Origin of the sequence: Paenibacillus sp. PastF-3 (assembly GCF_029893135.1) — a bacterium.
Lineage (GTDB): Bacteria > Bacillota > Bacilli > Paenibacillales > Paenibacillaceae > Paenibacillus_AQ > Paenibacillus_AQ nitricinens.
The window spans coordinates 226587-245874 of record NZ_JARXWM010000002.1; the positions used below are offsets into that span (position 1 = coordinate 226587).

19 protein-coding genes are annotated in these 19288 nt (G+C 41.9%); 2 read left to right on the forward strand and 17 right to left on the reverse strand.

The genetic code is table 11. From position 1 onward, the window contains the following. Positions 1-14: 14 nt before the first annotated feature. The 13 genes from M2444_RS05030 to M2444_RS05090 all read right to left on the reverse strand — a co-directional run bounded on the left by M2444_RS05030 (position 15) and on the right by M2444_RS05090 (position 12374). Positions 15-275, reverse strand: coding sequence for a helix-turn-helix domain-containing protein (locus M2444_RS05030; RefSeq protein WP_094878836.1), 261 nt, complete (start codon positions 273-275; stop codon positions 15-17). Positions 276-290: 15 nt separating this feature from the next. Further along, a complete protein-coding gene (locus M2444_RS05035; RefSeq protein WP_280786427.1) occupies positions 291-1283 on the reverse strand; it encodes a hypothetical protein in 993 nt (330 codons plus the stop codon). 283 nt (positions 1284-1566) lie between these two features. After that, the gene (locus M2444_RS05040) at positions 1567-2331 is read right to left on the reverse strand and encodes a VOC family protein (protein WP_280786428.1); all 765 of its coding nucleotides are present in this window, start codon (positions 2329-2331) and stop codon (positions 1567-1569) included. 2 nt (positions 2332-2333) lie between these two features. After that, positions 2334-3140 (reverse strand): pyrroline-5-carboxylate reductase family protein, encoded by an 807-nt coding sequence (locus M2444_RS05045; RefSeq protein ID WP_094869556.1) that lies wholly within the window; start codon positions 3138-3140, stop codon positions 2334-2336. 18 nt (positions 3141-3158) lie between these two features. Continuing rightward, positions 3159-3986 (reverse strand): MetQ/NlpA family ABC transporter substrate-binding protein, encoded by an 828-nt coding sequence (locus tag M2444_RS05050; RefSeq protein ID WP_094869555.1) that lies wholly within the window; start codon positions 3984-3986, stop codon positions 3159-3161. 11 nt (positions 3987-3997) lie between these two features. Beyond that, on the reverse strand, positions 3998-5017 hold the full coding sequence (locus M2444_RS05055; protein WP_280786429.1) for a uroporphyrinogen decarboxylase family protein: 1020 nt from the start codon (positions 5015-5017) through the stop codon (positions 3998-4000). Positions 5018-5048: 31 nt separating this feature from the next. Then, positions 5049-5708, reverse strand: a complete 660-nt coding sequence (locus M2444_RS05060) for a methionine ABC transporter permease (protein WP_280786430.1) — start codon at positions 5706-5708, stop codon at positions 5049-5051. Next, positions 5683-6726 (reverse strand): methionine ABC transporter ATP-binding protein, encoded by a 1044-nt coding sequence (locus M2444_RS05065; protein WP_280786431.1) that lies wholly within the window; start codon positions 6724-6726, stop codon positions 5683-5685. The genes M2444_RS05060 and M2444_RS05065 overlap by 26 nt, the downstream gene beginning before the upstream one ends. Before the next feature lie 46 nt (positions 6727-6772). Then, complete coding sequence (locus tag M2444_RS05070; protein WP_373455876.1) at positions 6773-7924, reverse strand: amidohydrolase; 1152 nt, start codon at positions 7922-7924, stop codon at positions 6773-6775. Between the two features lie 30 nt (positions 7925-7954). Further along, positions 7955-8626: a GntR family transcriptional regulator gene (locus tag M2444_RS05075; RefSeq protein ID WP_280786432.1), complete on the reverse strand. Its 672-nt coding sequence runs from the start codon at positions 8624-8626 to the stop codon at positions 7955-7957. Between the two features lie 322 nt (positions 8627-8948). Next, positions 8949-9434: a DUF2199 domain-containing protein gene (locus M2444_RS05080; protein WP_094869549.1), complete on the reverse strand. Its 486-nt coding sequence runs from the start codon at positions 9432-9434 to the stop codon at positions 8949-8951. A 130-nt stretch (positions 9435-9564) separates the two neighbouring features. After that, on the reverse strand, positions 9565-10659 hold the full coding sequence (locus M2444_RS05085) for an ABC transporter substrate-binding protein (protein ID WP_280786433.1): 1095 nt from the start codon (positions 10657-10659) through the stop codon (positions 9565-9567). Positions 10660-10760: 101 nt separating this feature from the next. Continuing rightward, a complete protein-coding gene (locus M2444_RS05090) occupies positions 10761-12374 on the reverse strand; it encodes a helix-turn-helix domain-containing protein (protein ID WP_280786434.1) in 1614 nt (537 codons plus the stop codon). 247 nt (positions 12375-12621) lie between these two features. On the opposite strand from M2444_RS05090, the gene M2444_RS05095 reads away from it, so the two are divergent. Beyond that, positions 12622-13461 (forward strand): YitT family protein, encoded by an 840-nt coding sequence (locus tag M2444_RS05095; RefSeq protein WP_094869546.1) that lies wholly within the window; start codon positions 12622-12624, stop codon positions 13459-13461. A gap of 35 nt (positions 13462-13496) precedes the next feature. On the opposite strand, the gene M2444_RS05100 is transcribed toward M2444_RS05095, so the two are convergent. The 4 genes from M2444_RS05100 to M2444_RS05115 all read right to left on the reverse strand — a co-directional run bounded on the left by M2444_RS05100 (position 13497) and on the right by M2444_RS05115 (position 17317). Beyond that, the gene (locus M2444_RS05100; protein ID WP_094869545.1) at positions 13497-13844 is read right to left on the reverse strand and encodes a hypothetical protein; all 348 of its coding nucleotides are present in this window, start codon (positions 13842-13844) and stop codon (positions 13497-13499) included. A 69-nt stretch (positions 13845-13913) separates the two neighbouring features. After that, entirely contained in the window at positions 13914-15266 is a 1353-nt protein-coding gene (locus M2444_RS05105; RefSeq protein WP_280786435.1) for a sodium-dependent transporter, read from the reverse strand. Positions 15267-15478: 212 nt separating this feature from the next. After that, complete coding sequence (locus tag M2444_RS05110; protein ID WP_042129067.1) at positions 15479-16351, reverse strand: carbohydrate ABC transporter permease; 873 nt, start codon at positions 16349-16351, stop codon at positions 15479-15481. Positions 16352-16366: 15 nt separating this feature from the next. Continuing rightward, a complete protein-coding gene (locus tag M2444_RS05115) occupies positions 16367-17317 on the reverse strand; it encodes an ABC transporter permease (RefSeq protein WP_094869622.1) in 951 nt (316 codons plus the stop codon). 155 nt (positions 17318-17472) lie between these two features. Between M2444_RS05115 and M2444_RS05120 the strand changes: the two genes are divergently transcribed. After that, positions 17473-19284: a sensor histidine kinase gene (locus M2444_RS05120; RefSeq protein WP_094869543.1), complete on the forward strand. Its 1812-nt coding sequence runs from the start codon at positions 17473-17475 to the stop codon at positions 19282-19284. Positions 19285-19288: the final 4 nt, after the last annotated feature.

The following is a 19288-nucleotide window of genomic DNA, read 5'->3' on the forward strand; positions in this document are numbered from 1 at the left end:
GGGAATCCCGATGTTTAATTCATTCCTAAAGCTTCTTTCATTTGTGGGATCGATAAACCGTCTGCTTTCAACTCTTTGATCCAAAGAATACGTGCGACGGTTTCCTCTCTTTTATATCTGCGTGTTAAATTCTCCTCGGCCTGTTCAAAGGGAAGCATGCCTTCTTCTGTATAATGTTTAAGTGTACTATAACGAGCATTTGTGATTCTTACCAATTCACCTATAGAGACATACTCTGAAGCCAAAATATTCTCCATAGAACGTTGTCTAGACATGGATAACCAACTCCTTTACAGCGGGCGCTTCGGAACAAGACGCACACCTTGAATTGGCACTTTCATCATAACAAAATGCGGGATCGCATCGTATAACAAATTATCAATTTTAAGGGTCGCAATTGATCCTCTCTCTATCACCTTAATTTCATGTCCACACGACATTAATCTTGTAATCACTGCGTCTAGTCTTTGACTAGAATTATCAAACCAAGACTCTGTTTCTATAAAGACAGCTTGTGATCGCTCAAGGGCTGGGAAAATAAAATTAATACTACCACCGACATCCGTCTTCACAAACTTTGTCTTCAATTCTAGAAACCGTTTGATCCCTAACTCAATTCCATGATGAATTTGGATTGGAAATAATGTTTTTGCCCATAAGTTACTTTGATATAGATCATGAAATCTGATATTTACCTTTTCAAGTTCGTTCTTCGAGAAGTAATCATGCATACATCCACATTCACGAAGTAGCCACAGCATACAAATAACTTCATCTGTTACTGATCCCTCTTCCAAAATCTCTGCCCGTATATTCTCTGTAATGCTTGTGTACGCCTCCATTTTACTGCGATATGCTTTAATTTCAACTTCAGCAGAATCAAAATACATGTCGCTCCCTAACAGGCTTGGGATTTCTTCAAGTAAATTCATTGACTTAAGATAATCTGTAATCGCCGTTTCGAATTTTTTTAACTGATGGTTAGACTTTGTCGAAGCCTTTTTTAACCACCAATTTAAGTCACCCTCCGTAACAGCGCTATTGTGAAGTAAGGGTTGTAGAACCGTTTCTCTATAAAGTGTTGAATGAGATGGATCAAGTTTTGCTTTAGGCAAAGTGATCTTGTTCTCATATTGTGATAAACATCCCTCTAAGTAAAGCTCCAATACAACCGCCGCGGCCATGCAGCGTAAAGATACTTTCTTAACAGTAGTCATATGAAGACTTCTCTGTCCATTAAGCGCGAGCAATGCAAAACTTGGTGCTAATTTTAAATCCATCATAACCATCCACCCCTATCCATAAATTCGTATTTACTGGATGATATTTATTCCGTATGGTGAGCGTTTTGATTTACTTACTACTTACTACTTACTACTTACTACTTACTACTTATCACTTACTACTTACAACATACCACTTTTACATTAATTGTCAAGGGCTCTTAGAAGGTGTCATTATATCCATTCATGCAAAAAAAACCAGATCATTAAGCAATTCCGTACATTGCTTAATGATCTGGTTTTTGATTTATTCAAGAAATCATAAGTGTATTTATGATTACCCTTAAACAAAAACATACTCCCCGGCACCAATCTGAATCGTCTTCCCCTTTAGAACTAACGAATCCGTCTCAAAAACCACCTGTTTGAACTGGTTATCATTCCCATGCACGAAAGCTAACGACTTATCGTCAATCTTAAGGCTGAAACTATCGTCCTCTGACTCTGTTACAGGTAGTCCGAACAACGTTCCCCAATGTTTAGCGGTAGCTGCAGGATCGGAGACATGGAATACAGCACGCACGATTTCGACAGGTCCAGCAGGATGAGGCTGTATGACTCCAGACGAAAATAATCTCTCTAACCTCTCTGCATCTGTTCCGCTCCATTGAATGATGAACGGATAGACTAGTCCTTGAAAGTCACCACCGATAGTCATCATGCGCCACTCGATTAATCTTCCCTCGTTATCCAGACGTTTCCCATCAATAATTGGAGATAGTGATAAACCCGCTGCCTTAAGGGAAGCCGCTACTTCTTCAATATCATCCGTCCGGATGACTACTCTGCTTAAGACCTCATGCTCCGGGAGAAGTTTTACCGCGTCTTTCACCACTAGATTATGTTCAGTTGCCTCTGCTAGCTCAAGATTCTCAATGCCTAGAAATTCGAGATAGGTTAGCCCGAAATAACTTAATGTGTTATAGGTTCCCCAATCTTTATGAGAACCTCCTTTAAAAGCAATCAAACCATGTTCTGCAAAGATTTCAACCGGTTTAGCCAGATCATTGACGTAATGTACCAAATGATCCCATTTCACCGTTGCCATGATTACTTCACTCCCAGCTCAGTAGTGCGCTTCACAGCTGCCAGAACACTTCTTTGCAGACCTGCTGCGAAATCACTGTTATTTAATTCGTACAAGCCATGCATCCCAACTCCGCCAGGTGAATTATTAATATCAAGCAGCTGTCTTGGATGCAGCCCTGTCTGCTGCAGCATAGCTACAGATCCCATCATATTCTCAAGTGCAACACTCCAGGCTTGCTCACGCGGCAATCCGGCAAGCACACCTGCATCTACAAAAGATTCAATGAAAAAATAAATATAGTTGGGGCCAGCCACACCAAATCCAGTGAAAATATCCATGAATGCCTCATCCAGATATTGTACCTTACCAAATCCGAGTAAGAAAGGCTCCACTTGATCACGGCTAGCGTAAGCATTTAACGCTACACCGCTGTATCCGTATCCTGTATCCGTCAAAGTATTTGGAATGACACGGATAATGGACCGCTCAGCTCCAAAATAACCCGCTAATTGGACATTCGTCACACCTGCCACAATCGATACGATGACTGCGGTAGGTGAAGCGAATTGTTGTACGATTTGTCCAAGTGTAGTCAAATCATCTTGTGGTCGCACCGCAACCACAATCAGATCTGCAGAAGATAGGCCTTGCTCCTGTGAGCTCTTCGTATCTATTCCGTATTTGGTACTCAAAAACTGAAGACGGGCTTCGTTAATGTCAGATACACTAATTTGATCTATAGACAGGGTGTTGTTGGAAATAGATGCGCGAATGATCGCTTCTGCCATCTGTCCTCCACCAATAAAATGAATCTTTTCTTGTGTCACTTACATTCACTTCCTTAATTAATTGTTGTCCCATGCTTCAGGCAGAATGAAACCATTATATTTCTCTATTCCATGAATATATTCTTCAAACTCTTTAGATTCATAAGCGGCTTTCAAGTCCTTGGCCCACTGCGCATTTTCATCCTTTTTATTAACGGATACGATAATTCTGTGTTCCATAGGTGTATTCTCGATCTTCAAAGCATCTGTAATTTTCCTGTCCGAATTAGCAATATAATTGCCGTTTACAACGCCATAATCCACATCTTGCAGTGAAACTAAGATTTGAGCAGGGTCCAATATTTTAATATCAATATTATATTTGTCCGGCTCCATGCTGTTGATGTTAAAATCAGCTACACCCGCGCCGTCTTTAATTTTGATCCAACCCAATTCCTCCAGAATACGCAGTGCACGCTCTTGGTTCACCGGATCATTCGGAACAGCTACGGTTGTTCCATCTTTAACATCGTCAAGTGTAGTATGATTTACGGAGTAAAGACCTTGTGGTGCACCAGGCGCATAGGCAATTCCTACCATGTCAGCTTTGATTTCTTTGTTGATTGCCTCCATATAGGCTGTGCTTTGGAAGATACTTGCGTCAATGGAGCCTTCCTTCATGGCAGGATTGACCTGCATGTTTTGTGAAAAGGACTTAATTTCAACGCTATAGCCTTGTTTCTCTAGGATCGGCAGAATCGATTGGCGGAATTGCTCCTCATAGGTTCCTACACCAAATCCAATGACAAGCTTCTTCTTATCACCTGAATTATCGGATTGACTATTCCCGCATGCTGTCAACACCGCTAGAACCCCGATCATCAACACTAACATTAACTTTTTCATAACTTCATCTCCTATTCAAATACAGATTGTTTTAATTGATCTAATGCTTCATCCGTCACATTTAGTGGAATGGCGCAATTTGGCGAGAGGATAAATGGCTGGTCTTTCATGAATGTCAGTGCTTCTTTAGCCTGCTGCTTGATTTGTGCAATGTCGTTTACAGCGAACAACCCATGATCGACGCCACCTACTTTAGTAGCTTTGAGATTCGCCTCTAAACCAGGGTTCCCCTCGGCTACAGTATCCCAGCTGATCCCATCAATTCGATAATCATTGAATTTCTCTGGCTGGGCATAGGCCCCACAAGTATGAAGAATGTTTTTGCCGTAGCTTGCAGCTTCTAAGACAATAGAGTCATAAGGTCTGGAGAACTCGTCAAACATGGCTTCATCAAATAATCCTGGGTGAGCGGTGCCCGTCACAGCGTAGAACAAACCGTCAGAACCTGCTTGCTGCAGCTCTTGTACATAATCGGCTAAGGTTAATGAAATCGTATGTAATGCATGGTGCGCTGCCGCTCGGTGTTCCTTAAATAAGGATTCCAAAGTTACCGGGTGCTCAATGCCAAACACTGTTTTTGTAACATAAGCAGAACGGCCAACAATAAATAGCAATACTGTCAATGGAGAGAATACCGTTTGGATTAGTGGGGTATCAGGCAAACCTAAACGTATTTTTCTAACCGCATCTAAATGTTCTACCAAGGAAGCTGTGTGAATTGCCTTTTTGACTTCGAAGTCCCATAGATTAGCCGCTGTTGGAATTGCTGTTGTTTGCTGCCTTGGAAATACAGTCTGATAGTCCGAGAAATCATATTGATTCCCCCAAGCTTCCGCCAAATAAGTTGCTCTAGGATTGATCTTGACCCAGTCCCAATCATATTGTTTTGTAAAAGAAATCGTAGTTTGCGCTAAATCATCTGCCATTTGTTCTTTGTCGATAAAATGCCGCCAACCACTTACAATTGGGCGATCTGCCTTTTCTCCAGATAATATCGCTTTAAATCGTTCTTGCTTGCTCCATTCACTCATCTGCCAAACTCCCTCCTGGAATATGTAATGACTAATAACGGCGAATTTTTCTTGCTAGGGTGTTGCCTAAAGATTGAATGCCTTGTACTAAAATAATGAGAATAACCACTGTGGCTACGACGACAACCGTATCAAAACGTTGGTATCCATATACAATCGCCAAGTCTCCGACCCCGCCGCCCCCTACCGTTCCAGCCATTGCAGTTGCACCGATCAACCCGATCGTCGCTGTGGTCAAAGACAAAATTAATGATCCAACCGCTTCTGGCAACAAAAAGTACCATATCACTTGAAACGGTGTAGCTCCCATTGCCTCAGCGGCTTCAAGTATTCCCGGGTTTACTTCAAGCAAGGAGTTCTCTACTAAACGTCCGATATAAGGTGCGATGTAGATAATTAAGGGTACGATCGCTGCGCTTGTCCCAATCGAAGTATGAACAATCAAACGAGTGAAGGGTACAATTGCCACAAGTAAAATAATAAAAGGCAGAGAGCGTATAATGTTGATGATCGGATTCAGTATGGCGTACAGCGCTTTGTTCTCCAAAACCCCGCCTGGACGAGTGATTACAAGCAATATCCCAAAGGGTATCCCTATCAAAGAACCCACAAACAAGGAGACGCCAACCATCTGAATGGTTTCCATAATCGCCTGCAGAAATTGATCACTTGTTAATGTGGTCGAAAACATTTGATTCTACCTCCTCTACACCGACTCCATGACGTTTTAAGAAAGATAACGCATTGTGAATTTCCGCTGGATCTCCATTACATTGAATAATCACTGTTCCCAATGTCGTTTCCTGAATCTCCGTCGTATTCGCAAATAAAATATTGACCCTCATATCGAAGGAGCGAATCATCTCGAACAGGATTGGCTCAGAGGCGCTTTCTCCAACAAAATTCAGTTTATAGATTACACTTCCAGGCTCTGTTTTGATGGATTTTTGCACGCTTGGTGTAATGCTATTTTGAATAACCGTCTTCACAAAATTTTGTGTCGTCTTATGCTTGGGACTACCGAATACATCTAGGACGCTTCCTTGCTCAATAATCCGTCCTTCTTCCATAACCGCCACTTTGTTGCAAACCTCTTGAATGACAGACATTTCATGTGTAATGATCATCACTGTAATGTTGTACTCCGCATTGATTTTTTTTAATAGCTGTAAGATAGAATGTGTTGTCTGTGGATCTAAGGCAGAAGTCGCTTCATCACATAATAGGATGGAGGGATTCGAGGCAAGCGCTCTGGCAATTCCGACACGCTGCTTCTGTCCACCTGACAATTCACTAGGATAGCTCCCCGCTTTGTCACTTAATCCAACAAACTCTAGCAACTCTTGTACACGCTGGCGGATTTCATTCTTATTCTTTTTTAAGAGAACTAGAGGAATTGCTACATTATCAAATACTTTTTTAGATTCTAATAAATTAAAATGTTGAAAAATCATGCCGATATTCTTCTTAGCCGCTCTTAACTCTTTATCGTTATAGATTCCTAAATCACGCCCAGCAACGAAAACCTGACCTTCTGTAGGTCTTTCCAAATAATTGACTAAACGAATTAATGTACTTTTCCCCGCACCACTATAGCCGATAACTCCAAAGATATCGCCTTTATCGACCTTTAAATCGATCCCTTTAAGAGCATCAATCGTGATCCCTTTCCGAGTGAACGTTTTGGAAACCTGCTTTAGTTCAATCATATATATTCCTCTCAATCATCTTTAGGATTTAGGTCTAGGAGATTAATTAAGCTTTGACTTGTAGCTTCACCAGCGCTTGTTCTGCCAATAAAGCGAAGTACTTCGCAGCGGGTAACATCGCAGCCTCATCCACATCGAACCGAGGGTGATGCAAAGCATAGGCTGGGCCTGACCCTATATTTACAAAAGCACCCGGGATCTGTTGTAAATAAAAAGAGAAATCTTCTCCGCCCATTTGCGGAGGGATATCATGTACTATATATCCGGCATCTGAAGCGACCTCTTTGGTAAAGTCAGCCCATTCGCCATGATTTATCGTTGCTGGTGGTCCTGGATACCAATGCAGCTTAGCCTCTGCCCCAGCAGCTGCAGCAATTCCTTCGATGATGCGGTTCATTTGGATTGGAATCTGGTGACGAATCTCTTCATTGTAAGTTCGCACAGTACCTTCTAATTCCACTTTTTCTGGTAAAACATTCCATGTAAAGCCCCCATTAATTCTGGTGACACTTAACACCACCGGTTCTGTGGTACTGTTTTGGCGGCTTACGATAGTTTGCAGCGAAGTAATGATTTGAGCCGCAGTTACAATGCTATCCACACCTTTTTCCGGAGTAGCCGCATGAGCACCGACACCTTTTATCGTAATTTCAAACCGATCAACACCTGCTGTTAAAGCTCCTGTTCTTGTTCCAAAAGCTCCTGTAGGCAGGTCTGGTGAATTATGTAGACCAAATATAGCGTCTACACCCTTGAGTCCGCCTGATGCTAAGACGCTCTCTGCCCCATGCCCTGTTTCTTCTGCTGGTTGGAACAATACTCTAACCTTGCCAGGCAATTCACTTTCACGTGCCTTTAACAATAGGGCAGCTCCTAGAATCGTAGCCGTGTGAAAATCGTGCCCACAAGCGTGCATTTTTCCAGAAATCTCAGAAGCAAAAGGTAATCCAGTCTGTTCCTCTATCGGAAGTGCATCAATATCACAGCGAATGGCTACAACAGGTCCGTTACCTTGCCCGATCTCCGCAATAAGTCCCGTTTGTAAAGGGAGGTCTAGAATATGAATATTGGCATGTGTCAGCCATTCTCGTAATTTCTCTGTGGTCTTAAACTCTTCATAAGCTAATTCAGGCTCTCTATGCAGGTTTCTTCGAACATCAATTAATTGATTCTCTAAGGCTTGGTCAACCTCATTCAGTATATTCATCAGTAAAGTGCTCCCCTTTCTTTACGCTTCCAGCTTGTCTTCAATGCCTTTAATCCGGTCAAGTGCAGTAGCTAGACTGCTTAAAATATGATCTCGCATTGCTTTTTCAGCGCCTTCTTCATTGTGGTCAGCGATCATTTGCAAGATAAGATCATGTTCTTCATCCGCCTGTGTATTCCAATCTCCATGCATGGAGACGAATCGACAATAGCGAAGGGAATGATCTCTTAATTGATTCAGAACTTTCTCGAATGTTTTTAGTTCACTGATTTCTGATAAATAATCATGGAACTCAAATCCATAGGTTACAAAATTCTGATTGTCGCCAAGTTGGAAGGAGTGCTTCATTTTTGTAATCATCGTCGTTAAATTAACAATATCCTTCTCTGTTGCATGCTTAGCTGCATTTCTTGCGATATAGCCTTCAAGCATGCTGCGAATTTGGAATATTTCTTCAACCTCTTTGAGTGTTACAGAAGCTACCCGCAGTCTTCCATTTGGCTGTCGAATGAGAAAATCCTCGTTCTCCAATCTCTGTATGGCCTCTCTTAGTGGAGTACGACTAACGCCTAGTAACGCCGCCAAATTTTCTTCATTCACAGGTTGATTCGGCTCTAATTCACTATCAATAATTTTTTGCTTTAATGCATCATAGGTATTATCCTTTGACAACCTCCGTGATCGTATCGCCATATCTATGTAACTCCTCATCGATAATCTGTCGGGCAAAAACCTCAACAATATATTTGTATAATTGTATACAATTATTAGTTTTGACCTAGTTCATAAATACAATCTCTTCCATAAGATTCAAGCTTTTTTATACTATATTCCAATTATTCCACCTAGTCAAGTAGGAATTAAAATCAGCATTACTTCTTTTTTCCAACACAAAAAATCCCACAATTACTGTGGGGAGGCTGCTGAGGAAAAGGCGAATTTCCATTCAACAATGAATGAGAATTCGCCTTCTTTGCTTCAATTTTACTTTTCCCAATGCCATTTCCCACTAAAATTAACCATGATTGATTAGATGGGCAATTTCCTTCACTCTCTCAATAGAAATTCCTTCTCGTTGTTCAACTGCAAGTGGATGATCCGTTTGTTCTAATTCGATTAATGGAACAGCACCAACTTCCTGTGTATGTACCCTTGTCTTTAAAGACAATGTTGTTAATGGATATATTGAAAGCTCGGTCGATAACCAACCAAAATAAGGCTCTTCCTCTTCTCTTCCTTCAACAAGTAATAATTCATTAGATTTCAAGAAGTTCTCTGCGCTCAGGGATGCCCAAACACTCCAAATAAACTTCTCATGACTATCAATGATCGGTATTTCGATATGTCCTCTAATAAAGAAATGTTGTTCATCAATGACACAAAAATCATCTGTTAGTTCTGTTCTTTTCTCTTCTGGCACCGTGTAAAAATATTGTGGTGCTTCAATTCCATAACATAGTGGGAGTTCATTCAATTCGTTGTTGCAGTGAGGACATTTCATGTTTCTGCTCCTTAGTCTAATCTGTTCCTAGCTATTGTCGCTTTATTATACTATTAAATTAACACTACAAGCTCAAAAAAATCAGGCCGCATGACAAGCGCCCTGATCTAACAAAACGCCTTTTTCAATCTTACCGCTTCCCAGTAATTGAAGCTAACACTTCGTCCATGACTTCTCCCTCAGCAATCGGTCCAGAAGACATCCACGTTCTGGCCGATACATTAAACACCTGATTGTTCTTAGCCGCCGGCATCGATTGCCATACCTGAAGGTTCTCCAGACCTGTGGATGCTTCTTTTTCTTTGGATAAAGCTTTCTCCGTATCGATTGACCCTCCATAGATGGCAAAGACGTAATCCGCTTTGATCGATGGTAATTTCTCCAGTGAGGTATTTATGCCCCAATCGTCCGGCGATTCCTTCTGGAATTCAGCAATGCTGTCATCCGGTTTCAAGCCCAGCTTATCGTAAATCAAAGGTGCAAAGCTTGGGAAAAACACCTGTAAATCCTTTTCAGACGGACGCGTAAATACAACCGTTTTATCGGGACCTACCGCTGAGACAATCGCTTCCTTGGTTGTATTCAGTTTGCCGTTGTAATCATCAACAACCTTTTGCGCTTTATCCTGTAGGCCCAATACTTTACCCAGCTCGGTGATCGTCGAGACCCAATTATCTGGGGTATAAGCAATCGTCGGAGCGATTTTATTCAACTCCGCATATCCGTTCTCATCCGTGAAGTATTTTTGGAGTATAATCAAATCCGGCTGAGCTGCTAGAATTGCTTCCAGATTTGGATTGGTATCCGCACTGCCGGATAACATAATGTTCTTCTTTTTCAATTGGTCTTCGAGGTAATATCCATCGAATCCATAAGCGTAAACAAGTGGTGCTTCAAGCGACAGCAGAACATCTTCCAGCCCGATTACAACAATGCGCTTCGGATGCAAGGGTACCTTTGTCTCCCCATAGGCATCTATGACCGTTTGCGTCTCGTTTTCTTCTGCTGGCACAGCCGCCGACGAATTAACTGCAGATCCTGGACTAGTCGAAGGCGCAGCAGTTGGTGCTGCATTCGCCCCTCCATTTGAACCGTTGCTATTTCCACAAGCACTAACGATCAGCAAAAGCAGCAGCAGGGCCATTCCCCCTGTAATTTTTTTAAAGCTTCTTGAACCCCTTTTTAAATTCCAGCCAATAAATTCGGCTTTTTGTAGTTGAAACATGACTTCCTCCTTGAGTTACCGATATTGAGAATCATTATCATAGATTATTATAATAATAATCCCTCAATTAGAGAATAGGAGATGATGCCATCTTTTGTGTCTTAGAGGACACGAAATAACAAATTTAATTCCTGAAGTAATTGTTCATGTCGATTGGCTGTGTATTCCAAAATCGGCTCTTGAAGCCATTTGTGCCCAGAGGTAAGATACACATTACCGTTCTGAACAGCCTTCAGTTTAATCCATGGCTCCGTTCGTTGCAGCCGCTCCCATTCTGTTTGGGACTGGTGGTCTTTCGTAACGCTAATCAAGATGATATCTGCATCAAATGTCATCAGACGCTCAGCCTCCACATATTCTGTGAATTCAATATGCTCAACGCCTTGCGCGTATTGAAATTGCAGATCATCATACAGCACCGTACCGGCTCGTCTCCCCCAGAGCTGAATTCCGCGGTGCGAAATATTGAAGATTAACATCTTGCCTTTCCGGAAACAGCCGGAGACATTTCTGCGAACGGCTTCCACCTGCTCATCATAACGGGAAAGCCAGCTTTCCCCCTCCTTCTCCCGGTCAAGGAAACCAGCAACGCTTTGCAAATGACTTCGCCAATCTTCTCGGTGCCACCCTAAGAACAACGAAGGGGCAATCTTCCGCAACCTCTCCTTCTCTTCTTCCGGAATCATTTCATCCAACGCGATAATCTTATCCGGGCGAGCCTGCTGAAGCGCCAGCCGATTGAAGTCGTAGTCGTGGCTCAGTGGTACTTTTATATCGTAGCGGTATTTCCGCCTGTAATCATCTGTCCAATTCTGATCTATTGGAGCGGCGTATGGTATCATCCGCAGCGTTAGTAAATGCCCAATATTGGGCCAACTGTAAGCAGCGATCTTAGTTTTGCGGTTCTTAATATAGATTCGCGGAGGAATGCCGACCTGTTTCTTGAACTGGCTGCTGAAATACATCGGGTCCTTATAGCCGACCGCCTCAGCCACAGTGGCTAACGGGCAACCCGCTTCCAGCAATCTTTTAGCCTCGTTTGTACGAAGCTCTGTCAAGTAGTCTATCGCGCTTTGACCAAACCTTTCCTTAAACATCCTCATAAAATAATATCGGCTCATCCCGACCATCTCGGCCAAGCTTTCGATAGTAACTGTATCGCGGTAATGTTGATCCATATGTAATCTTGTTCTCTCTAGTGCGCCTTCATTAGAACTGCGCCTTTTAAGCAGTAGGTGCAAAAGCTCTTGGAAACCAGACTGGCTGGCTAACCGATCTGCTGGATCACCTGTATTCCAGTGAATAACAATCTTCTCACACAGCGTCTCCACAACAGTGTCAGCCACAGCTTTCAAGCTTCTTCGATTGGCTATCCATCGCTCGGTCAGCGTACAATCTGCATCAGTGCCGAAGAGGTCAAATTGAATATTGTATAACAGCCGGTCGCCAAACGAATCGAACGACACCTCAACACGCTGACCGGGAAGAATGAAATAGACCGTCTGAAAATCAAATGGATACAGATGGCCGTCAATGACAATATGACCTGACGGACCGGCAGTGGCAATGAGCGCATGGGCAGGAGCCGTCGTATACAACAGACGATTGTAGCTGCTGCCTTCTGTATCCCGGAAGCAGTCCCGGATACGGAACCATACACGTCCTAGCGGATTATCTTCTTCCAGCCTGCCAATGTTGTCTGAAAATTGGTCCATTTTGCATCTCCCTGGCTTTTGGCTTCTATATGAAAAAGCATTATAGTATAGTGAAAATTTTAATAGATAATGATTATCATTGTCAAACATAAGCGGCTTATCCATTATACAAAACCTTGCATATTCATAATCTACCAGAGTTCTTTAAACTTCTATGCGTTCATAGTCTTCGAAAAAAAGAGATTGCCTAAGCTCACCCATATGAGATATAGTGTTTTGATTATTGCATAATGTAAGGATGGTAACGATGGTAAAGAAACTAACTCATGATTTATTTTACTTAGTGCTTGGAGCATTCCTGTTTGCCTTAGCAGTCAACGTATTTGTAATTCCTAATGAACTTGGTGAGGGTGGAGTTACAGGGGTTTCCATTATTTTTTATTATTTATTTCAATGGTCTCCCAGTCTAGTCAACTTAATAGTGAATGCTTTATTGCTGATTTTTGGATATCGATTCCTGGATAAGAAGATGATTATTTATACAATTATTGCCGTATTGCTTAATTCCGTATTTTTACACCTTACCCACAATTGGAATATTCAATCTGATGAAATGATTGTAAATGCCATATTCGGAGGCATACTTGTCGGAACAGGCATTGGGCTGATCATCCGGGTTGGCGGCAGTACCGCAGGTACAACCATTCTCGCCAAGATAGCCAATAAATATCTCCATTGGAATATCAGCTACGCGCTCCTATTTTTTGATTTGATTGTTGTATTCTCTTCGTTCTTCATTATCGGGACTGAGAAGCTTATGTTAACCATCATTATGCTCTATGTCGGTACTAAAGTGATGGACTTTATTATTGAAGGACTGAACCCTAAAAAAGCAGTCACTATTATTTCCATGCAGCAGGACAAAATCGCCGAACAGGTCAACTTGATCATGGACAGAGGTGTGACCGTTCTGCAAGGAAAAGGTTACTACAGCCAAAAGCCCAAAGAAGTGCTCTACATTGTCATTAGCAAACAGGAAGTGTCCACCCTTAAGAAAATCGTTGAAAATGCGGATAAGGACGCCTTCCTCACCATTCATGATGTTAGAGATGTGTTTGGAGAAGGTTTTGTAGAGTTATCAAAGTAAGCATAGCGGATAGTTATTACGACATTTAGGAATTGTCAATTCAAAAAAACTGCTGGCAGTTCCCCATTGAGAAGCGCCTTGGAAAGCACCTCTGACTTGTTCTTTATGTAGTGATAAACATAATAATAATTGGCTTTGCGGGAAAGCAATGATTTAGCTTTAACCAAAAATCCCGGGGCAGAGATAAAAGACTGGTTGAACAGGTTAGCAGATTTGAAGCTGGCAAGCTTAAGCGCATCGGTATTTATCACCCCGTCGCTACCCTCCCGACGATCTAAACCCGCAAGTAACATCATAGGCTCTACCGATACCTTATTTACCTCTATCGCAATCATTGCATTTTTCAAATGCCAAGACTTATTACGATCATTACCGGGAATCAAAAAAAGCCCTGCGACCGAAAGGACCGTAGAGCTTTTTTACCGTTCACTAGCTAGACTGACAGTGTTAATTTAGAAAGAAAGAATCCCCGAAGTATGAAGCAACACCAAGAACACCAGAATCGGCGCAACATACCGGAGCATAAACAACCAAACGCGGAACCAACCTGCTTTAAGTCCAGCCGCTTCTGCTGCCCCTTTCCAGAAATAACCGGCAAAGATGGTAACAAGCAGACCGCCTAGTGGCAACATAATGTTAGAAGTGACAAAATCCACCCAATCAAACAAAGCTTTGCCGCCAAACGATAACTCAGGAACCATTCCCAGTGACATCGCCGAAGGAATACTGAGGAGGAAACATACTAATGACAAAATCCAAACTGAACGTTTTCGGCTCCAATTCCAGCGCTCCATCGCGAAAGATACAGGCACCTCAAGCAGAGATACGGCAGATGTTAAAGCGGCAATCGCCAGCAAGATAAAGAACAAACCACCAAAGAATGCACCAAAAGGCATTGCTGAGAAAGCTGCTGGCAAAGCAATGAAAATTAGCGAAGGACCTTGATCAGGAGCAATGCCGAATGAGAATGTCGTCGGAAAAATAATTAACCCTGCGATAAACGCATATAACAAATCTCCCGCTCCGACTGCGAGTGCAGCAGTTCCTAGCGACTGTTTTTTATCCACATAAGAGCCGTAAGTCAAGAGAATCCCCATCCCAAGCGAAAGTGAAAAGAAGGCATGTCCCAATGCGACTAGCGCAGATTCTGCATTCAGTACCGAAAAGTCTGGTTTTAGGAAAAAGGCTACTCCTTCATTTGCACCTGGTAAGGTTACTGCGCGAATCATTAATACAATTAGGAGAACGACCAGACCAGGAATCAATACCTTATTAAATTTCTCAATCCCGCCTGATACTCCAAGAATAACAACACCCGCCGTTATAAGGATTGCTATCCCCTGCCAAACCATTGGCATAGGTCCAGATATAAAGGAGTTGAATTCACCTGCATAATTACTGGAACTGAACAATTGTCCATTGAAGGCAATCATTGCGTAGTTCAACGTCCATCCTGCAACAATGATATAAAAGGAAAGAATTAAAAATGGTGCAAGGACTTGCAGAAAGCCGACTGCCATCCAGTTCTTCCCGCCTCCGGCTCGTACAAATGCAGTAGCCGCGCTTCCACGTCCGCTACGACCGATCGCCAACTCTGCCAACAATACAGGTAAACCGATCAACACCAAACATACAATGAAGAGTAGGAAGAAAGCCGCTCCCCCATTTTCACCAGTAATATACGGAAATTTCCACATGTTCCCCAGTCCTACTGAGCTCCCGATGGCTGCGAAAATAAAGCCGGCGGAAGAGAAACGCTCCTTCTTCTCTGAGAGAAGATTTTTTTCACCTTTAAATTGATTCATTCTTATGCCCCGTTTTCTTTTTTTTCTTTTTTAGACCTCATTATAGCCTATGTTAGCATGATCGTCATATGAAAATTTTCTGAATGTTTTTAGTATTTTCAATAATTATCCAATTCAGTCATGAAATTCATCGCAATAAAAAAAGAGCTACATGTTCTAGTCATGGACTAGAACATGTAGCTCCTTCTTCAAATTCTTTTTCTACAAAGCGATTATTCTTTTACAGCACCAACCACAATCCCAGTTACAAAGAAACGTTGCAGGAAAGGATAAACCAATAGAATTGGCAAAGCACTTATGAAAATCTGCGAGGCCCGGATGGTTCGTTGTGATAAATTAGCAACGGCTGCCGGATCAAGCTTAGACATATCTGCCTGAACGATAATCGTCTGCATAAACGTTGCTAACGGAAGCTTGTCTGCATCTCTGATATAAATAATACCGTCAAAGTATGCGTTCCAGTGTCCTACCATAAGGAATAGAGAGACGGTTGCAATAACAGGTAAGGAGACCGGTAAATATATTTTCACAAAGGTCTGAAAGTGTCCTGCCCCATCAATAAAAGCTGCTTCCTCAAGATCTTTAGGTACGGTACGGAAGAAATTCAGAAGCAAAATGATGTTAAATACAGCAACTAATCCAGGAAGAATAAGTGCCATCAATGAATTCATAAGACCAAGCTTCAGAATTAGAATGTAACCCGGTATCAGACCACCGCTGAACAGCATGGTGACAACAAAATACCAAAGATAAACGTTTCTTGCCCGAAAGACTCTTGTTTCCTTAGACAGCGCATAAGCTGCAACCGTATTTACCACCAGCGCAAGTCCTGTTCCGAGTACTGTCCGTTCCACAGACACCCACAAGGAGTTAAGGAAATTGACATTATTAAACGTCTTTGCATAGGCTTCAAAGGTAAAGCCAATCGGCCAGAATGTGACTAATCCAGCATTAGCAGGTGCGGATGCACTAAGAGATACCATGAGTAAGTGGTACAAAGGTAGCAGGCAGAGCACGGAAAGGATAGTCAAGCATACATTATTGATAATACTGAATATTCGATATGGAATTGTTTTATGGTACATCAGTTGTCATCCTTTCTAGAAAATTCTGTACCCTGCAAATCTATAAGCAAGTCGGTAAGAGACTACGATTAAGACTAAGCTAATTAACGATTTGAATAGATTAACTGCGGTTGCGAAACTGAACTGTCCGCTTAGTAGACCTTCTCTATACACGAAAGTATCAATGATATCTCCCTGCTGATAGATCAATGGACTGTACAAGTTAAAGATCTGGTCAAAGTTTGCGTTGAGCACATTACCCAGTGCCAAGGTGGCGATTACGATAGCGATTGGGATTAACGCAGGAATTGTGATATACATCGTTTGTTTCCAACGCCCCGCCCCATCCACTTCAGCAGCTTCATAAAGTGATGGATTGATACCTGAAAGTGCCGCTAAAAAGATAATCGTATTGAAACCAAACTCTTTCCAAACATCACTAGCAATGATAGTGAACCTGAACCAGTTGCCGTCTCCTAGGAAGAAAATCGGCTTGATGCCGAATACAGATGTGAGGAATTGATTGACAATACCTGTCTGAGCAAGGATATCAATAAGAATCCCTGAAAGTGTAACCCAAGACAGAAAGTGCGGAAGATAAACGAGTGTTTGAATCGTTCTTTTAAGGCCCATTCTTCTTACCTCATTAAGCAATAAGGCGAAGATAAACGGAATAATCAAGTTCAAAACAATTTTGGAGCAAGCAAAAAATAACGTATTCCACGTAATGGACAGGAAATAATCATTCTCCCACATGTACCTGAAATGCTTAAGTCCGACCCACTCGGAATCAAAAAAACCTAGTGCAGGTTTATAGTCTTGAAATGCCATAAGAATTCCGGACATCGGAATATAAGAAAAAATAAAAACCATGATTGCCGCTGGCAACACCATAAAATGGAGAATCCATGGTTGATTAAAGCGTTTTTTTCTTTTTTTACTCGGCTGACTTTCTAGGCTCGCCTGTGGTATCGAGTTAACCTCCATATTAGCCTCCATAGCTCTCTCCTGTTCCCAAAAAAAATATTTTGTGTGTGATGGGGATCTCTGCTATAAATAGTATCAGGCGTTTCTCAGGTTTGACTATATAACATTGTTAGGCTTGATAGGGTTTTATTAGGACAACATCTGGAGGGGCATTTATGAATTTATGGAAGCGCTTTACAATACTTAGAGGAAACTTACAATCTCGATTTAGTCTGTTTGCCAAAATAAACAGCTTGATCATACTTCTTTTCATTCCCATCATTATCATGTATACCTTTTCAAATAATGTCACCTTCGAGGTAGTAGGCAAAGAATTGCAGACGTCCAATACGAAACAACTCACTTTTTTATCCAATCAGATCGATTCGCGAATTAATCAGATGATGGACTTCACCCTTATTCTTTCAAGAGATCCCAACGTCAGGGCATTCAATGGACTAAATGTATGGGAAGATCGATATGATCAGATGCAGACCAGATATATTCTTCAGGAAAAGATGGTGCTTCAAGCTGGGGTTACAGATATTTGGCCGACCAGATACGCCGTTCATTCACAGCAGAATAAAGATGTCATCGCCAATTACGACAGAACCATCGGGTATGATGAGGATTATTTAAAAGCAAATATGAGCGGAAGATGGACGTATGGTGATCATGGTGTGGAATCTCAAGGCGATCTAAAATCCTTTTACTGGTTCTTAACGGATTCTTTAGCACAACCGGGGACGTTAACAGGAAGTAGCCTAGTGATTGAAGCCAGCTTCAGTTATACGAACATTCAGAACATGCTTGATTCGTACAAAGCAGGTGGGCAGGGCGATCCGTTCTTTTATCACAAAGGGGAAAAACCGATCCTCAACCGCAGCGCGGACAAGCAGCTATCCGACGAACTAGTTAATTACCTGGATAATCACTCTCCGGAGAATACAACTCAGGATGTAGTGAAGCTAAATGGGAAGAACTATTTGGTCAGTTCTGTGAAATCAGCCTCTTTGGATTGGCATTTAGTAGATGTTGTCCCCCTTTATCAAATTCTCAAACCAATTTCTCTTAGTCGGGATTTATTCTATATCACAATGATCCTGCTGTTTGTTGTGGGAGTATCCTCCTCCATTCTGCTATATAGAAACGTTCAATATCCGATTAAAAAACTAGTCAGTGGTTTACAACGCGTACAACAAGGAGATTACTCCGTACGGCTTCATAGCAATGAGCAAAATGAGTTTTCGTTTCTGTTCCGTCGTTTTAACGATATGTCCCATCAAATTCAAGACCTGATAGAAAATGTATTTAATGAAAAGATCCGTGCTCGAGAAGCTACCCTGAAGCAGCTTCAAGCGCAAATTAATCCACATTTTCTCTATAACTGTCTTGGTTATATTATCAATATGGCCCAGATGAAAGATGAGGACGCTGTCGTCTCCATGGCTTATAATCTAAGTGCTTACTATCGTTATACCACCCGGATGGAACGGGAGACAGCTTCTTTGGAGGAAGAAATCAAGCTCTTAGTCAACTATTTAGATATACAGAAACTGCGTAATGGCAGAATTGATTATCATATTGATATTCCTGAGGATATGCTTAGCCAATCTGTACCTCGCCTAATGCTTCAACCTATGGTGGAGAATTCTGTGATTCATGGCGTAGCGAAGTCCTATTCCTCAGGCGAAATTAAGATTAGTGGTGAGAAGTCCAACGGCTTCTGTAGAATTTATATCGATGACGATGGTCCCGGCTTGAATCCGGATCAGCTAGAAGCATTAAACCGTAAAATGCAGGAGCCTTTGCAGGAGGAAATGGGTTGTGGTCTTTGGAATACAAATCAGCGGATCATTCACCTGTTCGGCAATCATTCAAGTCTTACCTTCAAGCCATCCCCTCTCGGTGGATTCCGAACAGAAATTATCTGGGAAATCCCAACTGAGGATGATAGTTATAAATTAAAGGAACATCAAGGAGACTAACAAC

Excerpts from the sequence above, each read along its gene's own strand:
- M2444_RS05030 (WP_094878836.1), bottom strand. The coding sequence starts at position 275 with ATGTCTAGACAACGTTCTATGGAGAATATTTTGGCTTCAGAGTATGTC.
- M2444_RS05035 (WP_280786427.1), bottom strand. The coding sequence starts at position 1,283 with ATGATGGATTTAAAATTAGCACCAAGTTTTGCATTGCTCGCGCTTAAT.
- M2444_RS05040 (WP_280786428.1), bottom strand. The coding sequence starts at position 2,331 with ATGGCAACGGTGAAATGGGATCATTTGGTACATTACGTCAATGATCTG.
- M2444_RS05050 (WP_094869555.1), bottom strand. The coding sequence starts at position 3,986 with ATGAAAAAGTTAATGTTAGTGTTGATGATCGGGGTTCTAGCGGTGTTG.
- M2444_RS05055 (WP_280786429.1), bottom strand. The coding sequence starts at position 5,017 with ATGAGTGAATGGAGCAAGCAAGAACGATTTAAAGCGATATTATCTGGA.
- M2444_RS05060 (WP_280786430.1), bottom strand. The coding sequence starts at position 5,708 with ATGTTTTCGACCACATTAACAAGTGATCAATTTCTGCAGGCGATTATG.
- M2444_RS05065 (WP_280786431.1), bottom strand. The coding sequence starts at position 6,726 with ATGATTGAACTAAAGCAGGTTTCCAAAACGTTCACTCGGAAAGGGATC.
- M2444_RS05075 (WP_280786432.1), bottom strand. The coding sequence starts at position 8,626 with ATGGCGATACGATCACGGAGGTTGTCAAAGGATAATACCTATGATGCA.
- M2444_RS05080 (WP_094869549.1), bottom strand. The coding sequence starts at position 9,434 with ATGAAATGTCCTCACTGCAACAACGAATTGAATGAACTCCCACTATGT.
- M2444_RS05085 (WP_280786433.1), bottom strand. The coding sequence starts at position 10,659 with ATGTTTCAACTACAAAAAGCCGAATTTATTGGCTGGAATTTAAAAAGG.
- M2444_RS05090 (WP_280786434.1), bottom strand. The coding sequence starts at position 12,374 with ATGGACCAATTTTCAGACAACATTGGCAGGCTGGAAGAAGATAATCCG.
- M2444_RS05095 (WP_094869546.1), top strand. The coding sequence starts at position 12,622 with ATGGTAAAGAAACTAACTCATGATTTATTTTACTTAGTGCTTGGAGCA.
- M2444_RS05105 (WP_280786435.1), bottom strand. The coding sequence starts at position 15,266 with ATGAATCAATTTAAAGGTGAAAAAAATCTTCTCTCAGAGAAGAAGGAG.
- M2444_RS05110 (WP_042129067.1), bottom strand. The coding sequence starts at position 16,351 with ATGTACCATAAAACAATTCCATATCGAATATTCAGTATTATCAATAAT.
- M2444_RS05115 (WP_094869622.1), bottom strand. The coding sequence starts at position 17,317 with ATGGAGGTTAACTCGATACCACAGGCGAGCCTAGAAAGTCAGCCGAGT.
- M2444_RS05120 (WP_094869543.1), top strand. The coding sequence starts at position 17,473 with ATGAATTTATGGAAGCGCTTTACAATACTTAGAGGAAACTTACAATCT.